The sequence below is a fragment of the Micrococcus antarcticus genome (assembly GCF_044872765.1).
GTDB lineage: Bacteria > Actinomycetota > Actinomycetes > Actinomycetales > Micrococcaceae > Micrococcus.
Genome location: NZ_CP085253.1, coordinates 1,312,992 through 1,335,927, shown reverse-complemented (window position 1 = coordinate 1,335,927; position 22,936 = coordinate 1,312,992). Strand labels below are relative to the sequence as shown.

At 74.3% G+C, this 22,936-nt stretch carries 22 protein-coding genes and 1 tRNA gene; 17 read left to right on the top strand and 6 right to left on the bottom strand.

The annotated features are described in order from the left end of the window. The first annotated feature begins 3 nt into the window (after nt 1-3). Nucleotides 4-1,755 carry an acetyl/propionyl/methylcrotonyl-CoA carboxylase subunit alpha gene (locus LG274_RS06210; RefSeq protein ID WP_404463426.1) on the top strand — a complete coding sequence of 584 codons (1,752 nt, stop codon included), beginning with the start codon at nt 4-6 and terminating at the stop codon, nt 1,753-1,755. A gap of 86 nt (nt 1,756-1,841) precedes the next feature. Continuing rightward, entirely contained in the window at nt 1,842-2,471 is a 630-nt protein-coding gene (locus tag LG274_RS06205; protein WP_298712432.1) for a GntR family transcriptional regulator, read from the top strand. A gap of 80 nt (nt 2,472-2,551) precedes the next feature. Here LG274_RS06205 and LG274_RS06200 read toward each other — a convergent pair whose 3' ends face one another. Beyond that, nucleotides 2,552-3,820 carry an NRAMP family divalent metal transporter gene (locus tag LG274_RS06200; RefSeq protein WP_298712435.1) on the bottom strand — a complete coding sequence of 423 codons (1,269 nt, stop codon included), beginning with the start codon at nt 3,818-3,820 and terminating at the stop codon, nt 2,552-2,554. A gap of 204 nt (nt 3,821-4,024) precedes the next feature. On the opposite strand from LG274_RS06200, the gene LG274_RS06195 reads away from it, so the two are divergent. The 13 genes from LG274_RS06195 to LG274_RS06135 all read left to right on the top strand — a co-directional run bounded on the left by LG274_RS06195 (nt 4,025) and on the right by LG274_RS06135 (nt 16,076). Further along, nucleotides 4,025-4,654, top strand: coding sequence for a MarR family winged helix-turn-helix transcriptional regulator (locus tag LG274_RS06195; protein WP_404463424.1), 630 nt, complete (start codon nt 4,025-4,027; stop codon nt 4,652-4,654). A 397-nt stretch (nt 4,655-5,051) separates the two neighbouring features. Then, nucleotides 5,052-5,288, top strand: a complete 237-nt coding sequence (rpmB, locus tag LG274_RS06190) for a 50S ribosomal protein L28 (protein WP_248116269.1) — start codon at nt 5,052-5,054, stop codon at nt 5,286-5,288. Between the two features lies 1 nt (nt 5,289). Then, nucleotides 5,290-5,457: a 50S ribosomal protein L33 gene (gene rpmG / locus LG274_RS06185; RefSeq protein ID WP_017488899.1), complete on the top strand. Its 168-nt coding sequence runs from the start codon at nt 5,290-5,292 to the stop codon at nt 5,455-5,457. Nucleotide 5,458: 1 nt separating this feature from the next. Further along, nucleotides 5,459-5,764, top strand: coding sequence for a 30S ribosomal protein S14 (gene rpsN / locus LG274_RS06180; RefSeq protein WP_248116271.1), 306 nt, complete (start codon nt 5,459-5,461; stop codon nt 5,762-5,764). A 262-nt stretch (nt 5,765-6,026) separates the two neighbouring features. Beyond that, entirely contained in the window at nt 6,027-6,308 is a 282-nt protein-coding gene (locus LG274_RS06175; RefSeq protein ID WP_248116273.1) for an HU family DNA-binding protein, read from the top strand. A gap of 178 nt (nt 6,309-6,486) precedes the next feature. Then, nucleotides 6,487-7,146 (top strand): hypothetical protein, encoded by a 660-nt coding sequence (locus LG274_RS06170; RefSeq protein ID WP_404463420.1) that lies wholly within the window; start codon nt 6,487-6,489, stop codon nt 7,144-7,146. 98 nt (nt 7,147-7,244) lie between these two features. Continuing rightward, entirely contained in the window at nt 7,245-8,009 is a 765-nt protein-coding gene (locus LG274_RS06165) for a copper resistance CopC family protein (protein ID WP_298985074.1), read from the top strand. Nucleotides 8,010-8,127: 118 nt separating this feature from the next. Next, the gene (locus LG274_RS06160; protein WP_298985072.1) at nt 8,128-8,847 is read left to right on the top strand and encodes a copper chaperone PCu(A)C; all 720 of its coding nucleotides are present in this window, start codon (nt 8,128-8,130) and stop codon (nt 8,845-8,847) included. Continuing rightward, on the top strand, nt 8,834-10,165 hold the full coding sequence (locus tag LG274_RS06155; RefSeq protein ID WP_404463418.1) for a Dyp-type peroxidase: 1,332 nt from the start codon (nt 8,834-8,836) through the stop codon (nt 10,163-10,165). Before LG274_RS06160 ends, LG274_RS06155 begins: the two co-directional genes overlap by 14 nt. Nucleotides 10,166-10,195: 30 nt before the next feature. Next, the gene (locus LG274_RS06150; protein ID WP_404463416.1) at nt 10,196-12,505 is read left to right on the top strand and encodes a cytochrome c oxidase assembly protein; all 2,310 of its coding nucleotides are present in this window, start codon (nt 10,196-10,198) and stop codon (nt 12,503-12,505) included. Beyond that, nucleotides 12,495-13,337: a hypothetical protein gene (locus tag LG274_RS06145; protein WP_404463414.1), complete on the top strand. Its 843-nt coding sequence runs from the start codon at nt 12,495-12,497 to the stop codon at nt 13,335-13,337. Before LG274_RS06150 ends, LG274_RS06145 begins: the two co-directional genes overlap by 11 nt. Before the next feature lie 131 nt (nt 13,338-13,468). Further along, entirely contained in the window at nt 13,469-15,556 is a 2,088-nt protein-coding gene (locus LG274_RS06140) for an NHL domain-containing thioredoxin family protein (RefSeq protein WP_298712457.1), read from the top strand. A 40-nt stretch (nt 15,557-15,596) separates the two neighbouring features. Beyond that, entirely contained in the window at nt 15,597-16,076 is a 480-nt protein-coding gene (locus LG274_RS06135) for a flavodoxin domain-containing protein (protein WP_298712460.1), read from the top strand. A 79-nt stretch (nt 16,077-16,155) separates the two neighbouring features. Here LG274_RS06135 and LG274_RS06130 read toward each other — a convergent pair whose 3' ends face one another. From LG274_RS06130 to LG274_RS06110, 5 genes are all read right to left on the bottom strand, one after another. Next, nucleotides 16,156-17,817 carry a helicase HerA-like domain-containing protein gene (locus LG274_RS06130; RefSeq protein WP_298712465.1) on the bottom strand — a complete coding sequence of 554 codons (1,662 nt, stop codon included), beginning with the start codon at nt 17,815-17,817 and terminating at the stop codon, nt 16,156-16,158. Nucleotides 17,818-17,882: 65 nt separating this feature from the next. Next, a complete protein-coding gene (locus LG274_RS06125) occupies nt 17,883-18,857 on the bottom strand; it encodes an AEC family transporter (protein ID WP_343282096.1) in 975 nt (324 codons plus the stop codon). 202 nt (nt 18,858-19,059) lie between these two features. Further along, nucleotides 19,060-19,133 (bottom strand) — tRNA-Gly (locus tag LG274_RS06120). A gap of 56 nt (nt 19,134-19,189) precedes the next feature. Next, nucleotides 19,190-20,431 carry a cation:proton antiporter gene (locus LG274_RS06115; RefSeq protein WP_298712471.1) on the bottom strand — a complete coding sequence of 414 codons (1,242 nt, stop codon included), beginning with the start codon at nt 20,429-20,431 and terminating at the stop codon, nt 19,190-19,192. Between the two features lie 68 nt (nt 20,432-20,499). Beyond that, nucleotides 20,500-20,979 carry a cation:proton antiporter regulatory subunit gene (locus tag LG274_RS06110; protein ID WP_248116295.1) on the bottom strand — a complete coding sequence of 160 codons (480 nt, stop codon included), beginning with the start codon at nt 20,977-20,979 and terminating at the stop codon, nt 20,500-20,502. A 33-nt stretch (nt 20,980-21,012) separates the two neighbouring features. Between LG274_RS06110 and dcd the strand changes: the two genes are divergently transcribed. Together dcd and LG274_RS06100 are read left to right on the top strand one after the other, a co-directional pair. Continuing rightward, a complete protein-coding gene (gene dcd, locus LG274_RS06105; protein ID WP_248116297.1) occupies nt 21,013-21,594 on the top strand; it encodes a dCTP deaminase in 582 nt (193 codons plus the stop codon). 1 nt (nt 21,595) lies between these two features. Then, nucleotides 21,596-22,924, top strand: a complete 1,329-nt coding sequence (locus LG274_RS06100; RefSeq protein ID WP_298712475.1) for an MFS transporter — start codon at nt 21,596-21,598, stop codon at nt 22,922-22,924. The last annotated feature ends 12 nt before the right edge of the window (nt 22,925-22,936 follow it).

Genomic DNA, 22,936 nt, shown 5'->3' with positions numbered 1-22,936 from the left:
GCCATGCCGCAGCTCACCAAGATCCTGATCGCCAACCGAGGCGAGATCGCCGTGCGCGTCGCGCGCGCCTGCCGTGACCACGGCCTGGCCTCCGTCGCCGTGTACTCGGACCCGGACGCGGACGCCCTGCACGTGGCCGTCGCCGACGAGGCCTTCCACCTGCCCGGCACCTCCTCCGCCGAGACGTACCTGGACATGGATGCGCTCATCGACGTCGCCCGCCGCGCGGGCGCCGACGGCGTGCACCCGGGCTACGGCTTCCTCTCCGAGAACGCGGACTTCGCCCAGAAGGTCATGGACGCCGGCATGACCTGGATCGGCCCCACCCCGCAGGCGATCCGCGACCTGGGCGACAAGATCACCGCCCGCGCGATCGCCCAGCGTGCCGGCGCCCCGCTCGTGCCCGGCTCCGACGGCCCTGTGGAGTCCCCCGCCGAGGCGCGCGCCTTCGCGGAGGAGCACGGCCTGCCGATCGCCATCAAGGCGGCCTTCGGCGGCGGCGGCCGCGGCATCAAGGTGGTCCGCGAGCTCGACGACGTGGAGGACGCCTTCGCCTCCGCCACCCGTGAGGCCGTGACGGCCTTCGGCCGCGGCGAGTGCTTCGTGGAGCGCTTCCTGGACCGGCCGCGCCACGTGGAGGCCCAGGTCCTGGCGGACACGCACGGCACCGTCGTGGTGGTGGGCACGCGTGACTGCTCCCTGCAGCGCCGCAACCAGAAGCTCGTGGAGGAGGCCCCCGCCCCGTTCCTCACGGATGAGCAGCGCACCCGCATCCACGAGTCCGCCCGCCGCATCTGCGCCGAGGCCGGCTACACCGGCGCCGGCACCGTGGAGTACCTCGTCGCCCCGGACGGGCTCATCAGCTTCCTCGAGGTGAACACCCGCCTGCAGGTGGAGCACCCCGTCACCGAGGAGACCACCGGCGTGGACCTCGTGGGCGAGCAGTTCCGCATCGCGGCGGGGGAGCGGCTCTCCCTCACCGAGGACCCGAGGCCGCGAGGCCACGCCCTCGAGTTCCGGCTCAACGCCGAGGACCCGGCCATGGGCTTCCTGCCCTCGCCCGGCCCGGTGGAGGTGTTCGAGTCCCCGACCGGCCCCGGCATCCGCGTGGACTCGGGCGTGCGCTCCGGCTCCGTGGTGCCCGGCCACTACGACTCGCTCATGGCCAAGCTCATCGTGTGGGGTGCGGACCGCCCCCAGGCCATCGCCCGCGCGAAGGACGCCCTCGCCGAGCTGCGCATCGAGGGCCTGCCCTCCGTGCTGCCGTTCCACCGCGCCGTCCTGGACGACGAGGACTTCACCCGCGCGGACCGGATGGGCGTGTACACCACGTGGATCGAGTCGGCCTTCGCCGCCGAGCTCGAGTCCTCGCCGTACCTCGGCGCCGCCGCGCCGGAGAACACGCGCACCCAGATGACCGTGGACATCGACGGCCGGGCCGTCCGCCTGGGGCTGCCGTCCGCCGTCCACGCCGCGCTCCTGGGCGGGGGCGGCTCCCGGGGCCGCACGGCGCTCGCCGCCGCCCCCGCGGCGGAGGACGCCGGTGCCGTCACGGCCCCCATCACCGGCTCGCTCGTGGCGTGGAAGGCCGACGACGGCGCGCAGGTCGCCGCGGGCGACGTCGTGGCCGTGATGGAGGCCATGAAGATGGAGACCACCGTGAAGGCTCCGTCCGCCGGCGTCTTCCGCCGCGAGTCGCTCGAGCCCGGCACCGCCCTCACCCGAGGCCAGCGGCTGGGCGTCGTGGGCGGATGAGGCTCGGCAGCAGCGGTCCCCGGCGTCCCGATGGCGCCGGGAGCCCGCCCTCCCTGGAGCCCGCCGCCGTCGGGGCCGCCCGGCGCGTGCGCGAGCGCATCGCCGCCGCGCAGCTGGCCCCGGGCACGCGGCTGGGGGAGGTGGCGCTCGCCGCGGAGCTGGGCGTGAGCCGCAACAGCCTCCGAGAGGCCTTCGCGGCGCTCGCCGCAGAGCACCTGCTGGTGCGCATCCCGCACCGCGGCGTGTTCGTGGCTCACCCCACGGAGGCCGACGTCTCCGAGATCTTCCGCACCCGTCGCGTGATCGAGCTGAGCGCGCTCCGCTGGGGCAGCCCGGATCGCATCGCCGTGGAGGAGCTGGCCGAGATCGCCCGCCTGGCCGCCGACGCGGACCGGGAGCCCCGCCTGCTCGGCGACGTGAACCACCGGCTCCACGCGGCGATCGTCCGGCTGCTGGACTCCCGCGACCTCGAGGCCGTCATGGACGGCGTCCTCGCCCGCCTGCGCCTCGCGTTCCAGCCGATGGACGTCCTGACCGACCTCCACCCGCGCTTCGCCGCGCGCAACCGCCGGCTGGCCGAGCTCATCGCGGACGGGGAGCTCGAGTCCGCGGCCGAGATCCTGGGCCCCTACCTCGACGAGGCCGAGCACACGGTGCTCGAGCACCTCGGCTCCCGCGGCGGACGGCCGGGCCCGCAGCTCCCCGCCAGCGGCTGACGGCCCACGGACGACGAGACGCCCTCCCGGTCCGCTGTGGACCGGGAGGGCGTCTCGTCGTCCGCGCGGGGTGCGAGCGGTCAGCCCGCGAAGAGCTGGAGCATGGGCTGGAAGGCGCGCACGGCGATGAACACCGAGAGCAGCCACGCGAGCACGCCCACCGCGATGAGCCACACCGGGTAGCGGTATCCGCCCATGAGGTCGCGGCGGAAGGCGGCGACGATGAGCAGCACGGCGAAGCCCACCGGCAGGATCAGGGCGTTGAACGCGCCGGCGAACACCAGCAGCGTGGTGGGCGCCTGGCGCAGCACCAGGTACAGCACCGCGCACACCACGATGAACCCCACCGTCAGCAGGTTGCGGGTCCGGTCCGAGGTGGTGGACTTCGTGATGAAGGAGACCGAGGTGTAGGAGGCACCGATCACCGAGGTGAGGGCGGCGGCCCAGAAGATCACGCCGAACATGCGCAGGCCGACCTCGCCGGCGGCGGCCTGGAAGGCGTGGGCGGCCTGGTTCGTGGTGCCCAGGTCCGCGCCGGAGGCCACCACGCCGAGGACGGCGAGGAAGAGCAGCACGCGCATCAGGCCGGTGATGATGATCGAGAGCACGGAGCTGTTGGTGATGGACTTGACGCTGTCCACGCCGGAGACGCCCGAGTCGATCATGCGGTGCGCGCCGGCGTACGTGATGTAGCCGCCCACGGTGCCGCCGACGAGGGTGGCCAGCGCGAGGAACATGCTCTGGTCCAGGTTGCCGACGTTCACGGACTGGGTCAGCGCCTCGCCCACCGGCGGGTTCGAGACGATCGCCACGTAGAGCATCAGGGCGATCATGAGGGCGCCCAGGATGACGACGATGCGGTCCAGTGCGGCGCCGGCGCGCTTCGAGAGGAAGATCGCGATGGCGATCAGGGCGGAGACGGCGCCGCCGATCAGGGCGTCCGCGCCGAGCATGGCGTTGAGGCCGAGGCCGGTGCCGGCGATGTTGCCGATGTTGAAGACCATGCCGCCGATGAACACGAGGGCGGAGAGCAGCCAGCCGAGGCCGGGGAGCACGCGGTTGGCCAGCTCCTGCGCACGCAGGCCGGCGACGCCGATGACGCGCCACACGTTCATCTGAACGGCGATGTCGATGAGGATCGAGACCAGGATCGCCAGGGCGAACGCGGCGCCGAGCTGCACCGTGAACGTGGAGGTCTGGGTGATGAACCCGGGGCCGATCGCACTCGTGGCCATGAGGAACATGGCGCCGAGCAGGGCCGTGCGGCGCTGGGGGGAGGAGAGGGCGGTGGAGCCCTGGGCGGGCGTGCTCTGCGTCGTCCCCTGCGGGGCGGGAGCGGGATGTGCCATGGGGGGCCTTCCGGAGGAGTGGGGAGCGCGCGGGGGTCCCGGCAGGGGTGATTCCTGTCACGTGGCGCGAAGGTGACGGTACATGTTGTTCAACAATCTGGCCAGTCATCCGGCGGTGCCGGAGGAGTGTCCCGGCGTGGACGTGACGTTCCGCCGCCGCGCGTGGGGGCTGCCACGGAGGTCCGACATGGGAGAGTCTTCTGCATGGCATCGTCGTCCCCGGCCCCCCATCCCGCCTCGGAGGAGGAGCGGGCCGGCCTGGCCCGCCTTCTGGAAGATCCGCTCCAGACGAGTGAGACCAGCCGGGACGAACGACTCGCGTGGGGCGTGACGGTGGCCGCGATGCTGGCCGCCCAGTCCAGGCTCGAGGCCTCCCTGCACCGGGAGTGCGGCGTCACGCCCTTCGAGTACCACCTCCTGATGGTGCTCCTCGGCGAGGACGGCGATCCCGAGTCCGGCGAGGTGGCCATGAGTGTGGCGGCCACCCGCGTGAGCTCCTCCCTCTCCCGTCTGTCACACGTGGTGCGCCGGCTCGAGGCGCGCGGCTGGCTGGCCAGACGCCCCTCCGCCACCGACGCCCGCGTCACCCTGGTGCGCCTCACGTCCGAGGGCCTCGAGCGTGCCGTGCGGTGCTCGGCGGTCTACACCCGCCTGGTGGGTGAGATATGGGTGCAGCACCTGGACGAGACGGACGTCCGTGACGCCGCGCGGGTGTCCTCGAAGGTCCTCGCGGGCCTGCGTGAGGACCACTGGATCCTCCCGCTCGCGTCCGAGGCGTCCGCCGACGCCGACGCGCGCAGGTCCGCCGGGCCGGGTCCGCGCGCCGGCTCCTGATCCGTGCTCCGGCACGTCGCCGCGCGCCTTCGGACCGAGTTTGGTCCGCATGGGGTGCTCCCCGTAAGATGGGACGGCGCACGCCGCGTTGTTCTCATTCTCCCTGCCCTCGGGCGTGGGGGCTGGGTCGGAAAAGCAACGCGCTCCCGCAGACCGGATCCCGGTGACGTCCCCTCCCGTGGGGCGAGCCGGGGCTCACCGTTCACACCAGCGATCCCATAAGGCACTTCGGTTGGCTCTCACCCAGCCTGGTCCACCTTTTCGAGAAGTCGCAGTAAGAGTGCGGTGTCCACACCCGGGGCGGGGCTCACAGGTTGTCCCTGGACGACGAGTCCGGGGCGCAGCGCACTGCGGGTTCCGCCCGTCCTTTTACTACTACTTGCCACGAGGAGTGATCATGGCAGCACACTGCCAGGTAACCGGGGCTGGGCCGGGATTCGGCCACAGCATCTCCCACTCGCATCGCCGCAACAAGCGTCGGTTCGACCCGAACATCCAGAAGAAGACCTACTGGGTCCCGTCCCTGCGCCGCAACGTCACGCTGACGCTGTCGGCCAAGGGCATCAAGACCATCGACGTGCGCGGCATCGACGCCGTCATCGCGGATCTCATCGCGAAGGGAGTGAAGTTCTGACATGGCCAAGGACAAGGACGTTCGTCCGATCATCAAGCTGAAGTCCACCGCCGGCACGGGCTACACCTACGTGACGCGCAAGAACCGCCGCAACAACCCGGATCGCATCACCCTGAAGAAGTACGACCCGGTGGTCCGCAAGCACGTCGACTTCCGAGAGGAGCGCTGAGATGGCCAAGAAGTCCATGATCGCCAAGAACGAGCAGCGCAAGGCCATCGTCGCCCGCTGGGCCGAGAAGCGCGCCGAGATGCGCAAGACCCTGGTCGACCCCGACGCCTCGGACGAGGCCCGCGAGGCCGCCCGCATCGGCCTGCAGAAGATGCCCCGCGACGCCTCGCCGGTGCGCGTGCGCAACCGCGACGTCATTGACGGCCGCCCCCGTGGCACCTTCCAGCGCTTCGGCATCTCCCGCGTGCGCTTCCGCGACATGGCGCACCGTGGCGAGCTGCCCGGCGTGACCAAGTCCTCCTGGTGACCTGAGGCGCCGGGCCCCTCGGCCCGGTGCGTCGGAGACCGGCCCTCGACGGCCGTCGCCACCCCGCCGACGGCGGTGGGCGCCATCCCTGCGATGGCCCCACCGCCGTCGGCGTTCGTGCACCTGGGGCCGTTCCGGCCCGGAATTCGCGGAATCACGCCGCTCAGATGGGGCGGAGGCCGGACGCAGGTGGTACGTTCGCAACTGGCAGCCCGGGTCGATCGGCCCGGGTCCGACATCAACGTCCCACAGGGAGGACCCCATGGCCATGAACCGCAAGGATCTCGTCGCCGCCGTCGCTGAGCGCGCCGGCACCACCCAGTCCGCCGTCAGCGACACCGTGGATGCGCTCTTCGAGGTGCTCTCCGCTCAGGTGAAGAAGGGCGAGAAGGTCTCGATCCCCGGCTGGCTCGCCGTCGAGCGCACCGAGCGCAAGGAGCGCACCGGCCGCAACCCCCGCACCGGCGAGGAGATCACCATCCCGGCCGGTCACTCCGTGAAGGTCACCGCCGGCTCCAAGCTCAAGGCCGCCGCCTCCGAGTGATCGGTCCCGGTGCCTGAGCGCCTCGTGACGAGGCGGCCGGCACGGCCCAGACGGGCGCCCCGCACGCGCGGGGCGCCCGTCGTCGTCTCGGCGGGCAATCTCCGGACTGCGTCCGCGTCCACGAGGCGTAGAATCGAGGGCACCGCCGGTCCCGCGACGTAGGGGGGAGGAGCCCGCCATGGAACACGCGTCCCCGCGTGTCGTCCGCGGCCCCGCCCGCCTGCTGCGAGGCTGGGCCGGCGCCTCCGCGATGACCCTGCTCGCCGCCCTGTTCCACACGGCCGCCTCCCCGGGCCACGGCGCTCCGGGGCCGGGCCTGCTGCTCGCGAGCACCGTCCTCGCCGCCCCGCTGTGCACCGCCCTCGCCGGCCGCGCGCTGAGCCTGTGGCGCACCGTGGCGGCCGTGATCGGGGCGCAGGGCCTCTTCCACGCGCTGTACGGCCTCTCCCACGGCGGGCACTCTGTGGCCGCCGCCGCCGCCTCCGCCGAGCACGCCGGCCACCTCGGCCGCGCCACGGCCGGGGGAGCGCCGCTGCTCGCGGTGGTGCCCGGACCGGCGTCGGCCGGGGCGTCGACGGACGCCGGGGCGGCCATGCTCGCGGCGCACCTCGTCGCCGCCGTCCTCACCGTGGCGGTGCTGCGCTGGGGCGAGCGCGCCGTCGTGGCGCTCGCGGAGCGCGTCCTGGAGACCACCCTGATCCTGTGGGCCAGCGCCCCCGCCCCCGCCCCGGCCCGCCCCGCGGGCCGCCCGGCCCCGCGCGCCGCGGGCCCCGTGGAGTCCCTCCTCGTCCTCAGCACGCCGGGTCTGCGCGGGCCGCCCTTCGCCCTCGCGGCCTGATGGCGCCCCGTGGGCGCGGGCCGCACGCGCCCCCACCCGCTCTGCATCTCGGCCCCGGCCGCGGCACGTCCGCGCCCCCGAGGGCCGGGGAGGACACCATGCACCCCCACACCCCCGTCTCAAGCCCCGACTCGACCCCCGTCTCCATCCCCCGCCACTCCCGCATCGCCCCGCGTCCCGCCCTGCGCGCCGCCGCCGGGCTCGCGCTGCTCCCCGCCCTGGCCCTGGCCGGGGCGACGCCGGCCGCCGCGCACGACGAGCTGGTCAAGGCCGTCCCCGCGCAGGGGGCGTCCGCAACCGACGCGCCGTCCGAGGTCTCGCTGACCTTCAGCGGCGACCTGATCGACGGCCAGGGCATCAAGAACCTGGCGCAGGTGCGCGACGCGCACGGCAGTCAGTGGCAGGCCGGCCCCGGCACCGTCGACGGGCCCACCCTGAGCGTGCCCCTGTGCGAGGGCCTGCCGAACGGCGCGTACGACGTCGCCTACCGCGTGGTCTACTCGGACGGCCACTCCGAGGAGCAGACCTACGCGTTCACCGTGGAGGACCCCGCCGCCCCGGCAGAGGGCACCGCGCCCGAGGGCTGCGGCGTGGCCGCCGCCGGCACCTCCACCCCCGCATCGACGTCTCCGGCCGCCGGGGAGTCCTCGGCGCCGTCCGAGTCCACCACAGCCGGCTCCACCGCGTCCGACCCGGCGGCGTCGTCCGCCGCGGCCGCGAACGCACCGGCCTCGGCCGAGGACGAGGGGCTGCCCGGCTGGGTGTGGCCTCTCGGCATCGGCGGCCTGCTGGTGCTGGGCCTCGGCGCGCTCGCGCTGCACCGCAAGGCCACGGCGCTCGGCCACCTCGACGCGGACCGCTGAGCGCTCTCCCACCGCCTCACCGACGCCAGCCGCCCCCGGACACCCGGGGCGCGCGGCCGCGACGTCGTCCCCGCATCTCCGGCGCGTCCTCGCGCCCTTCCTTCTGAAGGACACCGACATGCCCTCGAACACCACCCATCCCTCCTCCCGCCTCGGCCTCGCCGCCGTCCTCGCCGCCTCGGCCCTCACCCTGAGCGCGTGCACCGGCGGCGCCGAGCCCGCTCCGACGTCCAGCGCTGCGGCCGGCTCGGCGGCCACGGTCTCCGCCTCCTCCGCCCCCGGTGCCGCGTCGTCGTCGCCGGCCGCGTCCGGCTCCGGCACCACCGCCTCCGAGGGCGCCCAGGCCGCGTCCCTGCGCGTCGTGGACCCGTGGACCAAGGCCGTCGACGGCGCCATGACCGGCTCGTTCGGCACGCTCGAGAACGCGTCCGACGCCCCGCTCCACATCGTCTCCGTGACCTCGCCGTCCGCTCCCCGCACGGAGCTGCACGAGATGGCCGACGGCCCGAACGGCCAGAAGGTCATGCGCGAGACCGAGGACGGCCTCACCGTGCCGGCCGGGGGCTCGCTGGAGCTCGTGCCCGGTGGCCGTCACGTCATGCTCATGGGCCTCACGGACCCCGTGGAGCCGGGCGAGGAGGTCGCCTACACGCTGGCCCTCGAGGACGGCTCCACGCTCGACGTGCGGTCTCTCGCCCGCCCGTTCACGGGGGCGAACGAGTCCTACCACGGCGGTGAGGCGGGGTCGGCGGCCCCCTCCTCCCTGGACCACTCGGGGATGGAGCACGGCACCTCCTCCGCCGCGGCGCCGGGATCGGCCGGCCATGGAGACCACTGACCCCACCCGACGCGGGCTCCTCTTCGGCGCCGGAGCGCTCGGCGGGGGCATGCTCGGATCCGCCCTGGGGTTCGGCGCCGGCCACGCGGCCGGCGCCCCCGGGTCGGCGGCCCCCGCTCCGGGGACCCCGTCCGCCTCGCCCTCCGACGTCATGGACGACACCGGCCTCGAGGGCGCCGAGCCCGGCTCCGGCTGGGCCGAGCCGGGCGGCGAGGCCGCGCGCGTCGCGGTCAGCTCGCCTGTGGGCACGGACACCGTGCCGTTCCACGGACCGCGCCAGGCCGGCGTCGACACCCCCGCCCAGACGCATGCCCTGTTCCTCGCGCTCGACCTCGAGCCGGGGACGGACCGTGAGCGGATCGGCCGACTGCTGCGCCTCCTGAGCGATGACGCCGCCCGCCTCACACAGGGGCGGGCGACCCTGGCCGACACCGAGCCCGAGCTCGCCGCCGCGCCCGCACGGCTGACGGTGACGTTCGGCTTCGGGCCGGAGCTGGTGCGGCGGGTGAAGCCGACGGCCGTCCCGGAGTGGCTGGGGCCGCTGCCGGCCTTCCCCGAGATCGATCGGCTCGAGGCACGCTTCAGCGGCGGCGACCTGCTGCTGCAGATCTGCGGCGACGACCGCGTCTCGGTGGCGCACGCCCGCCGGATGCTCCTCAAGGTCGCGCGACCGTTCGCGGGGCTGCGCTGGTCGCAGGAGGGGTTCCGCTCCGCCCGCGGCGCGCACCCCACCGGCACCACGATGCGCAACCTCTTCGGCCAGGTGGACGGGACGGCGAACCCCGCCGCCGAGACGCCGCACCTCGACCGCGTGGTCTGGGGCGTCGGGGCCGAGCAGGTGGGCATCAGCCCGTGGATCACGGACGGCACGTCCCTGGTGCTGCGGCGGATCGACATGCTCATGGACACGTGGGACGAGCTGGACCGCCCGGCGAAGGAGAAGACGATCGGCCGCACCCTCGGCACGGGCGCCCCGCTCACCGGGGAGGCGGAGGGGGATGCGCCGGACTTCGCGGCGCTCGGCCCGGCCGGGTTCCCCGTCATCCCGGAGGACTCCCACCTGGCCCGCGCCCGGATGGACGTCCCCGAGTACGGGATGCTCCGGCGCGGCTACAACTACGACGACGGCCCGACCGGTGCCGGACTCCTCTTCGCCGCCTACCAGGCGGACGTGGAGCGGCAGTTCGTCCCGGTGCAGCGGCGGCTCGCCGAGTCCGACCGGCTCAACATCTGGACGCGCCCGGTCGGCTCCGCCGTGTTCGCGATCCCGCCCGGCTGCGCCGAGGGCGGCTTCGTGGGCGACGTCCTGTTCGCCTGATCCTCCGCCCCTGCTGATTGAATGGATCCCATGCCCTCCGCTCCCGCTTCCCCCGCCGACGCGCCCGCGTCGGCCGCACCGCGCTCCACGGATCCCAGGACCGTCGGCCGCGTCGGCGTGCCCGCGTGGGTGTGGCCCGTGGCCGCGGCCGCCGGCGTGCTCGCGCTTGTGCTGACCGCGTGGTTGACCGGCGTCTCCGCGGCCCGCGCGCTCTCGGACCCCGGCCCGATCACGCGGTGGGGCGTGCCGCTCGCGACGGCGGTCTCCCACACCGCCATGGCCCTCACCATCGGTGCGACCATCCTGGCGGCCGGGATCCTTCCCCCGCACGCGGCCGGCGCGGAACGGCGGCACCGCTCGGGCGCCCAGCGCCGTGCCGACGCCGCCGCGGGGCCGCTGCCGGAGCACCCGGCCTTCGCGCGGGTGATGCAGGTGGCCGCGTGGGCGGCGGGGACGTGGACGGTGGCGGCGCTCGCCGTCGAGATCCTCTCCTACTCGGACCTGGCCGGCATCCCGGTGACCGCGGGGCAGGGGTTCACGGACGGGCTCCTGGCCTACGCGGCCTCCATCTCCGTGGGCCGCGCGTGGTTCTGGGTCACGGTGATCGCCGCCGTGGTGACCACCCTCGTGATCGCGGTGCGCTCCCACTCCGGGCTGTTCTGGACCGGCATCCTCGCGATGCTGGCGATCGTCCCGCTCGCGCTGATCGGCCACGCGGCCGGCGGCGACGACCACTACGGCGCCGTGAACTCGATCGGCCTGCACCTGATCGGCGTCGTCACGTGGGTGGGCGGCCTGCTCGCGCTCGCCGCGATCTCGAGCACGCTGACCGGGCCGAACGGGGCGCAGGGCCACGGCGCGAGCACCCGCCGCCAGGGCCCCGCGCCCCTGCTGCACACCGTGGTCTCCCGCTACTCCCTCCTCGCCGGGCTGGGCCTGGTGACCGTGGTGCTGTCCGGCATCGTGAACGCCGCGCTGCGCATGGAGCACCTCTCCCAGCTGGCCAGCCCGTACGGCCTCGTCGTCGTCGCCAAGGCCGTGGCCGCCGTGGTGCTCGGCGCCATCGGGCTCGTGCACCGGCGCAGCATCATCCCCCGCTTGGGCGCGGACGGGGAGGCGGAGAGCCCGGCCGCGGCCCGCCGACTGCTGTGGCAGCTGATCGCGGTGGAGGCGGTGATCATGGCGGCCGTCATGGGCGTCTCCGCCGTCCTCGCCCGCACCGCGCCGCCCAAGCCGGAGGAGCTGGCCCCGGACGCCACCCCCGCCCGCATCCTCACCGGGTACGAGATGCCCCCCGAGCTCACGCCCGAGCGCTGGTTCACCCTGTGGCGCTTCGACTGGCTGTGGGTGGCCATCATCGCGTTCCTGGCCGTGTGGTACGTCCGCTCCACCCTCCAGCTGCACCAGCGCGGCGACCGCTGGCCCGTGCTGCGCACCCTCTCCTGGCTCACGGGCCTCGCCGTGCTCCTGTGGGCGACCTCCGGCGCTCCCGCGGTGTACGGCATGGTGCTGTTCAGCGCGCACATGGTGGGCCACATGACGCTGACCATGATCGTGCCCCTGTTCCTCGTGATGGGCGCCCCCATCACGCTCGCGCTGCGCGCCCTGCCCTCGCGCACGGACGGCACGCGCGGGCCGCGCGAGTGGATCCTGTGGATCGTGCACTCGCCGTGGGGCCGGTTCATCACGAACCCGATCGTGGCGGGGGTGAACTTCGCCGGGTCGATCCTCGTCTTCTACTACACGGACTTCTTCCGGTTCGCCCTCGAGGAGCACGTGGGGCACGAGTTCATGAACGTGCACTTCCTTCTCACCGGGTTCATCTTCGCCCTGGTCATGGTGGGCTCGGACCCGCTGCCCGACCGCCCGGCGTACCCGCTGCGCCTCGTGCTGCTGCTGGCCACCATGGTGTTCCACGCGTTCATCGGCGTGGCCATGACCTCCTCCACGGGCCTGCTCCAGGCCTCGTGGTTCGGCAACCTCGGCCGGGACTGGGGTCCGCCCGCCCTCGAGGACCAGCGCATCGGCGGCGGCATCATGTGGGGCATCGGCGAGTTCCCCACCGTGGCCATGGCCGTGACCGTGGCGGTGCTCTGGTACCGCAGCGACACGAAGAACGCCGTGCGCCTGGACCGCAAGGCCGACCGGGACGGCGACGCCGAGCTGAACGCGTGGAACGCCATGTACGCGAACCTGAACCACGCGCCGGCCCCGGCGGACGGGTCTCCCTCCGTGGGAGCCCCGCCCGTCCGCGCGTCCGCCGCCGAGACCCCCGCCGCCGAGAGCGCCGGCGCGGCGAGCCCCGCCGACCACCCCCAGGAGCCCCAGCATGGCCGCTGACCCGCGTCCCCACCGTCCCTCGTCCCGGGCCCCGCGGCGCCGCGCACTCGCCGGGATCGCGGCGGCGTCCGCGCTCGTCCTCGCGGGCTGCGGCGCCGACGACGCCGGCGACGGGGGCGACGCGGGCGCCGGTCCGTCCCCCGGCGCGTCCGTGCCCGCTGCCGAGGCCAGCTCCGCCGCCGCCGGGCTGGACCTGGGGGACCGGCCGGACCAGCGCATGGCCGAGGCCGCCGCGCTGCGGGCCGCGACCTTCGGCTTCATCCGGCAGCAGGCCGCCTCGGAGCAGGAGATCGCCGCGGCGCGCGAGGACAGCCGCCAGCGGCAGGCCGACGGCGGCCGCACCACGGTGGAGCCCGCCTCCTGCAAGCCGCCCCTCGCGGCTCTCGACTTCTCGCCGATCCTGCTCGACCAGGAGGAGGTGACGCGCGTGGACGTGGGCGCGGACTCCTTCTCCGGCACCGGAACGGTGGAGGTGGCCACGCTCGACGGCCCGGGGCGCCAGCAGGTGGAGCAGCATCTGCAGACCGCGAACAGCCTGCTGGCCGACTGCCGGCAGATGGACATGACGGTGCGCGAGGGCGGCGGCACCGAGGACTACCGACTCCTCACCCGGCCCGCCGAGCTCTCGGACGGCTCGCCTGCCCAGTCCGGCCTCGTGTGGCAGCGCTCGCTGGCCTCGGAGGAGTCCCCGCAGCTGACCGCGCAGGTGCTCACCGCCGTCGCCGGCGACCAAGTGGTGATGGTGTCCTTCTCGGGGCAGGACCAGGCCGGGGAGCGGCAGTTCACCCTGATGGCCGAGGAGATCCTGGCCGCGGCGCTGCGCGCGGGCTGACCGCCGCGCTCTCGGGCAGCGAGGTGCGGCCGGCCGGGCGGCCGCGGTGGCCGGAGCCGCCGCGGCCCGCGGCCCCGGCTTTGCGACGCGGCATGTCGTGACCCGCGGGGCGGGGGACCACAATGGACGCCATGACGTCGCAGAATGCCTCCTCGCCCACCCTCTCCGTGCCGCGCACGAGCGCCCGCGTGCGGGCCTCCGAGCTCGTGGGCCGCGGCTGGCTCAACACCGGCGGGGAGACCGTCACCCTCGCGGACCTGCGCGGCAAGATCGTGATCCTCGACTTCTGGACGTTCTGCTGCATCAACTGCCTCCACGTGCTGGACGAGCTGCGCCCCCTGGAGGAGGAGTTCTCGGACGTGGTGGTGACCGTGGGCGTGCACTCGCCCAAGTTCGAGCACGAGGCGGACCCGGCGGCGCTCGCGGCCGCCGTCGAGCGCTACGCGATCGCCCACCCCGTGCTGGACGACCCCGAGCTGACCACGTGGCAGGCCTACTCGGCGCGCGCGTGGCCCACCCTCGTGGTGGTGGACCCCGAGGGGTGCATCGCCGCCACCCTCTCCGGTGAGGGCCACGTGGCGGGCCTGCACTCCCTCGTGCAGGAGCTCGTGGCGGAGCACGAGGCCAAGGGCACCCTGCACCGGGGCAGCGGGCCGTACGTGCCGCCGGCCCCGGTGGCGCGGGACCTGAAGTTCCCCGGCAAGGCCGTCTCGCTCGGCGGGCGCGGCTCGCAGCCGGGCGCGTTCCTCGTGGCGGACACGGGACACCACCGGATCGTCGAGGTCGCCGAGGACCTCACCACCGTGCTGCGCGCGTGGGGCGGCGGGGACCCGGCGCAGGCCTCGGCGGAGGCGGCCGGGCTCGCCCTCCCGACGCCGGGCACGCGCGGGCACCGCGACGGCGGCCCGGAGACCGCCCTCTTCAACGAGCCCAACGGCCTGCTCGTGCTGCCCGAGGACGTGGCGGCCCGGCTCGGGTGCGACGTGCTGGTGGCCGACACCGTGAACCACCGCCTGCGCGGTCTCTCGCTCACCACGGGCGAGGTCACCACCCTGGCCGGCAACGGCGTGCAGCGCCTGATCGACTCCGAGCGGGCCAAGGCCGCGGCCGGCGCCGACGGGGCGGACCCCGCGGACGGCCCCGCCGTCGACCTGGGCGTGATCGAGGCGGACCCGCTGACCGTCTCCCTCTCCTCGCCGTGGGACCTCGCGTGGGACGGCGCGGCCGGGCGCGTGGTCGTGGCGATGGCCGGCACGCACCAGCTCTTCTCCTTCGACCCCGAGGCGCGCCGCCTCGCGGTCTTCGCGGGCACCGGCCTCGAGGGTCTCACCGACGGCGCCGCCGCCACCGCGTGGTTCGCGCAGACCTCCGGCCTCTCCTACGGCCCGGACGCCACCCTGTGGGCCGCCGACTCCGAGACCTCCGCGATCCGCTGGGTGCGCGAGGCGGACGGGGAGCGCACGGTGGGCACCGCCGTCGGGACGGGCCTGTTCGACTTCGGCTTCGTGGACGGCGAGGCCGCCCAGGCCCGGCTCCAGCACCCGCTCGGGGTGACCGCGCTGCCGGACGGCTCCGTGCTCGTGGCGGACACGTACAACGGGGCGATCCGCCGGTACGCGCCCGCCGGCGAGGACGCCGCCGGCCGCCCGACGCCGGCCGTGGTCTCCACCCTGGCGCGGGGTCTCCAGGAGCCCTCCGACGTGCTCGTGGAGGAGGACGCGGAGGGGAACGCGAGCGCGATCGTCGTCGTGGAGACCAACGCGCACCGGCTCGTGCGGATCGGCGTGCCCGAGGAGTACCTGAGCGTGGACGAGGGCGCGCGCCAGACGCAGCGGCCCCGCACGCCGATGGTGGCGGGCGAGGTGACGCTGGGGATCGGCTTCGCGGCGCCCTCCGGGCAGAAGCTCGACGACCGCTGGGGCGACCCCACGCAGCTCAAGGTCTCCTCCTCGCCGGAGGAGCTGCTCCTCGAGGGCGCGGGCACGTCCACGGGGCTGAGCCGCACGCTGCGCCTGAACCCGGACGTCCCCGAGGGCGTCCTGCACATCACCGCGCGCGCCGCGGCGTGCGACGGCGAGAAGGGCCAGCCGATCCCGGACCACGCGGCCTGCCACCTGTACCAGCAGGACTGGGGGATCCCCGTGAGCGTGCACGCCCCCGGGCAGGCCCCGGAGGGTGCGGAGTCCCGCCTGGACCTGGACCTGCGCGGGATACACTGAGCCCGACGTCCCACCGCCGACCCGAAGGGTGCGCAGTCCCATGACCACGCTCATCGTCGCCTCGTCCCACCACGGCTCCACCCGCGAGATCGCCGAGCGCGTCGCCGAGGTGCTGCGGACCAGCCAGTCCGTGGAGACCGTCGTGGAGGATCCCGCCGGCGCCGGCGCCTGGCTGGACACCGCGGACGCCGTCATCGTCGCCGCGCCCGTGTACACCGGCTCCCTCGACGCGGAGGCCAAGCACTTCCTGGACTCTCGCCGCGCCGAGCTGTCCCTGCGCCCGCTGGTCATCCTGGCCTCCGGCGGCGCCCCGGAGCCGCTGCCCAAGGTCGCCGCGCAGCTCGAGACCTACGGTGCCCGGGACGTGGCCTACTTCCGCGGGGCCCTCGTGGAGGAGCGGCTCAGCTGGATCGAGCGCATGAAGCTGAAGGTCTCCAAGAACGAGCACTACGGCGACTTCCGCGACTGGGACGCCATCGAGCGCTGGGCCAAGTCCCTCACGCACCACGGCGTGCGCTGACCCCGCGGCGCCTCCACCGACGACGTCGGCCCGCACCCTCCTGAAGGAGGGGGCGGGCCGATGTCGTCCCCGGCGCGGGTCAGCGGCCGAACAGCCCGCCCAGCAGCCCGCCGCCGCGGCGGCTGCGCGTGCCGAACACGCCGCGCACCACCTCGCGGCCCAGCTGTGTGCCGGCCGACTTCACGAAGTTGCCCATGGCCCTCTCGAACTCGCTGGGCTTCTCGGCCTCCCGCCGCGCGCGCTCGGCGGCCTTCTCCTCCTCGCGGCGCATCTTCTCGAGGTCGCCGAGGTCGACCCCGGAGACCACCGTGCCGCCGTCGGCGCGCCCGTCCGCCAGGCGGGCGTCCTCCCCGCGGGCGCTGCCGCCGGTGGCGGGAGCCTCCGCGGCCTCGGCCGCCAGCTTCTCCGCCGCGGACTCCCGGTCCACGGCCGTGCCGTACTCCGCCATGAGCGGGGAGGCCGCCACGATCGCCTGCATGGCCTCGGCCGCGGCGGGCTCCATGGCCGACTCGGGGGACCACATGCGAGTCAGCGCCACGGGCGTCGGGGCCCCGTCCGGATCCATCACCGTGACCACGGCCTCGCCGACCTTCGCGGAGGTGAGGACCTCGGCGAGGTCGTAGTCCGTCGTCGGGAAGGTCTGGACGGTCTGCTTGAGCGCCTTGGCGTCCTGCGGGGTGAAGGCGCGCAGCGCGTGCTGGACGCGGTTGGCCAGCTGGCCGAGCACCTCGGCGGGCACGTCCTGCGGCGTCTGGGTGACGAAGAACAGGCCCACGCCCTTCGAGCGGATGAGCCGCACGGTGGTCGTGATGGAGTCCAGGAACGCGTCCGAGGCGCCCTTGAAGATCAGGTGCGCCTCATCGAGGAAGAACACGAGCTTGGGCTTGTCCAGGTCGCCCGCCTCGGGGAGCTCGGCGAAGAGGTCGGCCAGCAGCCAGATCATGAAGGTGGAGAACAGCTGCGGCTTGGTGGCCAGGGTGGGCAGCTCGAGGGCCGAGATCACGCCGCGGCCGTCCGGGGCCACGCGCAGCAGCTCGGCGGTCTCGAACTCGGGCACGCCGAAGAAGCGGTCCATGCCCGCGGCCTCCAGGCCCGTGACCTCGCGCAGGATCACGTTGGCGGTGGCCTTCGCGACGCCGCCCAGGCCCTTGAGGTCGTCCTTGCCCTCGTCGCTGGTCAGGTGGGTGACCACGGCCTTGAGGTCCGTCAGGTCGTCCAGCGGCAGGTCACGCTCGTTCGCCCAGTGGACCATGAGCTGCAGGCAGGACTCCTGGGTCTCGTTGAGGTCCATCACGCGGGAGAGCAGCAGAGGGCCGAAGGCGTCCACGGTGGCGCGCACCGGCACCCCGACGCCGTCGCCGCCCAGGGCGAGGAACTCGACCGGGTAGGCGCGCGGCTCCCACGGCATGCCGGTGGCGGCGGTGCGCTCGGAGAGCTTGTCCGAGGCCGTCCCGGCGGTGGCCAGGCCGGAGAGGTCGCCCTTCACGTCCGCGAGGAACACGGGGACGCCGGCCTTCGAGAGCTGCTCGGCCATCATCTGCAGCGTCTTCGTCTTGCCCGTGCCGGTGGCGCCGGCCACGAGGCCGTGGCGGTTCATCATGCGCAGCGGCAGGCGCACGGGCACCTCGGGGTGCACCTCGCCGTCCACGACGGCGGCCCCCAGCGTGAGTGTGGGGTCCTCGAAGGTGTAGCCCTGGCGGATGGACTCGAGCAGGCCGTCGCCCGCGGTGTTCTCGCTCATGCGGCTCATCCTAGGGCGCACCCCGGCCGTGGCACGTGCGCCGCCGGCGGGCGGGCTCGGCACGGTCAGGCCAGCACGAGCGCCACACCGATCATCGCCGGGATCGCGACGACCGTGGTCACCAGGATGGTGTCCTTCGAGACGCGCAGGCCGGCGTCGTAGCGCACGGCGGAGACGTACACGTTCTGCGCCGTGGGCAGGGAGGCCAGCACGACGGCGACGAACACGTGCCGGGCGTCGAGCCCGAACACGAACTGGGCCAGCACCCAGGCCAGCAGCGGGTGGACGAGCAGCTTCACGGCCGAGGCGATCAGCACGTCCGCCCGACGGCCGCCGGCCCGTGCGAGCGGACGCGAGCCCACGAGCGACATGCCGAACGCGAGGAGCATGGCCGGGATGGACAGCCCGCCGATCAGCTCGACGGACTGCATGAGCGGCCCCGGAAGCGCCCAGCCGGTGACGGAGAAGAGCAGGCCGAGCATCGCGCCCACGACCATGGGGTTGCGGGCGGTCTGGCCGAGCTGGGCGAGCGCCGCCCGTCCGGGGGAGCGGCGCACGGCCCGCCGGCCGGAGGCCCGCTCCTCGGCCTCCCGTGCCGTCGTGACGTCCATGGCGGCCACGTACAGCGGCGTGTAGACCGCCAGCTGGAAGATGAGCGCCGGCGCGGCGAGGGCCGCGTCGCCGAGCACGTACGTGGCGATCGGGATGCCCAGATTGGCCGAGTTGACGAGGGACGAGCTCAGGGCGGCCATGACGCGCTCCGAGGGCGGCCGGACCTTGAGCAGGGGCACCGTGACGGCCAGGTACACGCCCGCGGCGGCGAGCGCGGAGATCGCGGCCACCCACAGCTGGGGGCCCAGCACGGCGGCGACGTCCGCGCGGGAGAGGGTGACGAAGAGCAGGGCGGGGTTGCCCACGAAGAACGCGGTGCGCGAGAGCACCGTGCGGGCGTCCTCGCCGAGCACGCCCGTGCGCCCCACGAGGAAGCCGACGGCGATGATCACCCACACCACGGCGAAGCCGGAGAGGACCTGCTGCACGTCGGGCCTCCTTCCGGGGAGTCGCGGGGGACGGTGTCGTGAGACCAGGGCTCGCGCCGGGGCTGCCGGGGCCTCGCGGCGGGCCGCGCGCACACGGCCCGCACAGGGTACCCCGGGCGGGGCGCTCGAGACGGGTGCCGGCGTCGTGAGGGGCCGTGCGCACGAGGAAGGGGCCGGATCCTGGTGGATCCGGCCCCTTCGGTGGAGCGGGCGACGGGAATCGAACCCGCGTATCTTGCTTGGGAAGCAAGCGCTCTACCATTGAGCTACGCCCGCGCAACCGCTCGGCTCTCGCCTGCGGCGCGGATACCACCCTACACCAGCGCCCGCACTCAGGCCGTCGCGTGCCCCTGGCCTGCAGCGGCGGCCCGCTCCCTCGCCCGCTTCGCGCGGGATCGGCCGAAGCCGTCCGCGTAGCGGGCCAGCACGGGGCCTGCCACAGCGAGGAGGAGCACGTAGGCCGTGGCGAACGCCGACACCTCGGGCGGCATGGACCCGGAGGCCACGGCCAGGCCCGCGATGACGATGGAGAACTCGCCGCGGATGGTCAGCGTGGCGCCCGCCCGCCAGCGGCCGGCGACGCCGATGCCCGCCGCGCGCGCCGCGAGGTAGCCCGTGGCCACCTTCGTGGCGGCCGTGACGACGGCGAGGACGAGCGCGCCCAGCAGCACGGGCGGCAGGGCGCGCGGGTCCGTGTTCATCCCGAAGAGCACGAAGAAGAGGGCGGCGAAGAGGTCCCGCAGCGGCTCGAGCACGGAGCGGGCCTGCTTGGCCGCGGCCCCGGAGATCGCGATGCCCAACAGGAACGCGCCCACGCCGGCGGACACCTGGAGCGCCCCCGCGAGGCCGGCCACGAGCAGGGCGAGACCGAGGAGCTTGAGCAGGAACGTCTCCTGGTCCGGGGACTGGACGAGCCGGGAGATCTGCGGGCCGAACCGCAGGGCGGCGAGCAGGACCACGGTGACCACCACCAGGGCGACGCCCACCGCCGTGAGCCCGGCCATGAGGGCGCTGCCGGCCACGAGGGCCGTCATGAGCGGCAGGTAGACGGCCATGGCGAGGTCCTCGAACACGAGGATGGAGAGCATCACGGGGGTCTCGCGGTTGCCCACGCGCCCCAGGTCGCCGAGCACCTTCGCGATGATGCCGGAGGAGGAGATGAACGTGATGCCGCCCAGCACCACCGCGCCCACGGCACCCCAGCCGAGCAGGAGGCCGGCGAGCGCGCCGGGGGTGACGTTGAGGACCACGTCGAGCAGGCCGGCCTTCCAGGAGCCGCGCAGCCCCCCCACGAGCTCGCGGGCGGAGTACTCCAGGCCCAGCATGAGCAGGAGGAGCACCACGCCGATCTCGCTGGCCAGGTGGCTGAACTCGGCGATCGGCTCCATGGGGCCGTGCACCACCCCGGCCTCGTCCGCGGTGGGGAACAGCAGCCCGGCGACGCCGATGAGCAGCCCGCCGAGCAGGTAGAGCGGCACGGGGGACATGCCGATCCGCCCGGCCAGGCGCCCGAGCATGCCCAGCAGCAGCAGGACCGCGCCGAGCTCGATGAGCGCGAGGACGGTGGTGTCCATGGGCGCTCCTCTCCGGGGTCGGCGTGCGCGGGGCGGGCCCCGTTCGGGGGCTCGTCCGGCGGGGCGGGTCAGGCGTCGAGCAGCCGTTCGGCCGTCCGGGTGCCCTCGCTCGTCCCCACGACGATCAGCAGGTCCCCGCCCTCGAGCAGGAAGTCGGGGCCGGGGGAGGGGTGGGTCTGCCCGGCCCGCACGACGGCGACGATGGACACGCCCGTGCGGGTGCGCATCTTCGTGGCGCCGAGCTCGGCGTCCGCGTAGGGGGAGTCAGCCGGGAGGATGAGCTGGCGCGTGGTGATGCCGGGCAGGTCCGCGTGCTCGCCCTCCAACTGGGAGACGAGCTGCGGCCCGGCCAGGAGCCCGCCGAGGCTCGCTGCCTCGCTCGAGGAGAGGGCGACGGCCGCGGCGCACGCGTCCGGGTCGTCCGCGTCGGCGAGGAAGAGGTCGGTGGTGCCGTCGCGGTGGATCACGACGCCGATCCGCCGGCCGTCCGCGAGGTCGAGCTCGCGGCGGACGCCGATGCCCGGCAGGGCGGTCTCGTGCATGCTCATGGCGCACACTGTAGCGCCGGATACACTGGCGCCGTGCTGCTCTCCGACCGCGACATCCGCGCCGAGCTCGAGGCCGGCCGGGTCGGCCTGGACCCGCTGGACCCCTCGATGGTCCAGCCTGCGTCCGTGGACGTCCGCCTGGACCGCTTCTTCCGCCTCTTCGACAACCACCGCTACGCGCACATCGACCCCGCGCAGGAGCAGGACGAGCTGACCCGCCTCGTGGAGACGGCCCCGGACGAGCCCTTCATCCTGCACCCGGGCGAGTTCGTGCTCGGTGCCACCTATGAGCAGGTCACGCTCCCCGACGACGTCGCCGCGCGCCTCGAGGGCAAGTCCTCGCTCGGGCGGCTGGGCCTGCTGACCCATTCGACCGCCGGGTTCATCGACCCGGGCTTCACGGGCCACGTCACCCTCGAGCTCTCCAACGTGGCCACCCTGCCCATCACGCTGTGGCCGGGCATGAAGATCGGCCAGCTGTGCTTCTTCCGCATGAGCTCCCCGGCTCAGACGCCGTACGGCGCGGGCGCCTACCAGAACCGGTACCAGGGACAGCGCGGCCCCACGGCCTCCCGCTCCTTCCAGAACTTCCACATCACCCGCATCGAGCGCTGAGATGGCCACGACGCCGGCCCCCGCCCCCGTCGCCCGGCGCGGCCAGGTCCTCGCGTGGGCGGCGTGGGACTGGGGCTCGGCCTCCTTCAACGCCGTCATGGTCACCTTCGTGTTCGGCACGTACCTGGCCTCGGACGCGTTCGGGGCGGACGAGCGGGGCACGGCGTGGCTCTCCGCCGCGATGGCGCTGGCGGGCGTGCTGATCGCCCTCACCGCGCCCGTGCTGGGCCGGCAGGCGGACGGCGCCGGCCGCCGTCGCCTGTGGCTGGGGCTCACCACCGCCGCGGTGATCGCGTGCACCGCGGCCTGCTTCTTCGTCACCCCGCACGAGTCCTCCCTGCTGCTGGGCGTCACCCTGATCGCGCTGGGCACCGTGTTCTTCGAGTTCGCCGAGGTGCAGATCAACGCGATCCTCGTGCAGATCTCCACGCCCGCCACGATCGGACGGGTCTCCGGCATCGGCTGGGGCGCGGGCTACCTCGGCGGGATCGTGCTGCTGCTGATCGTCTACCTCGGCTTCGTCTCCGGGGACGCGCACTGGTTCGGCGTGGGCGAGGACGAGGCGCTCAACATCCGCGTGGTCGCGCTCGTCGCCGCAGCGTGGTTCCTCGTCTTCGCGGTCCCGGTGCTCGTCGTCGTCCCGGACCCGCCGCCGGCCCGTGCCGCGGACGGACGTCCGCGCCGGGAGTCGATCCTCGGCTCGTACGCCGGGCTGGGCCGCACCCTGGCCCGCATGGGGCGCGAGGACCGCAACACCCTGCGGTTCCTCGTGGCCTCCGCGGTGTTCCGCGACGGCGTGGGCGCCGTGTTCGTGTACGGCGCGATCCTGGGCACCACGGTCTACGGGCTCGACCCCGCGGACGTCATCCTGTTCGCGATTGCGGCGAACGTGGTGGCCGCGCTCGGCGCCTTCGCGGGCGGGCGGCTCGACGACCGCATCGGCCCGCGCCGCGTGATCCTGGGCTCCCTCCTCGCCATGGTCCTCACGGCGGCGGCGCTGTTCCTCGCCTCGGGGACCACGGCGTTCTGGATCGGCGGCCTCGTGCTGTGCCTCTTCGTCGGCCCGGTCCAGTCCGCCTCGCGCGCGTTCCTCGGCCGCGTGACCACCCCGCGCACGGCGGGGGAGGTGTTCGGCCTCTACGCGACGACGGGCCGCGCCGTCGGGTTCATCACCCCGGCGCTCGTCTCCGTGGCCCTCACCGTCCAGCCGGACAACCGCGCCGTGATCCCCGTGATCGGGATCGTGCTCGTGGCGGGCGCCGCCCTGTTCGCCGGGGTCGCAGAGCCGGGCGCGGCCGAGTCGGGCGCCGCGGCCCCCGCCGCCGACTGAGCCCGTCCCGCT